Genomic DNA, 565 nt, shown 5'->3' on the forward strand with positions numbered 1-565 from the left:
CTCCTGCTCCACCACCAACGTCTCCCGCTCCTTATGCAGATAGCTGCCTTGGGTGGTGATATAGAGCGTGTTTTGCAGTTTGCGCATGGGGAAACTCTCTTGATTTTAACCGTACTTTTGTTTGGGAACAGCTTGTTGTTTAGGCCGTCTGAAAAAATCAGGCTTTCAGACGGTGTAGAACAAATACAGGAAACCTACCAAAGAGTGTGTACCCAAGGAAACTCCCTGCATTTACTGTATTATTACAGTCAATATTTTCTAATACAATCAAATTCCTATTGCTAATGGCTGGAAAAGAAATTGTGCTAATTCTTTAGGAGAAAATGGGTAATATGTAGCAACTCTTGCAATAAAAAAACTATCTACACCACGAATTGGAACCATTACTTCTACTTGATAAAATATTCCAGCAACTGAATTATGGAACTCGTAATCATTATTCTCAAATTTCTTAAACATTTCCCTAAACTTAAATTCTAACAATCCTTGCAATATAGCAGAAAATATTCGCTCAAAGTTCTTGTCCGAAAGAATATCAATATCGTTATTTCCAATATCATTATGG

The 565-nt window shown here is 36.6% G+C and carries 1 protein-coding gene and 1 pseudogene; both read right to left on the reverse strand.

All coding sequences use genetic code 11. From position 1 onward, the window contains the following. Nucleotides 1–87 (reverse strand): annotated as a pseudogene (locus ACTHUM_RS18130) (CRISPR-associated endonuclease Cas1); the annotation flags it as partial. Between the two features lie 180 nt (nucleotides 88–267). After that, on the reverse strand, nucleotides 268–565 hold a 298-nt coding region (locus ACTHUM_RS18135), incomplete at its 5' end, for a hypothetical protein (protein WP_440403700.1).

The organism is Neisseria sp. P0021.S006, from assembly GCF_051956895.1.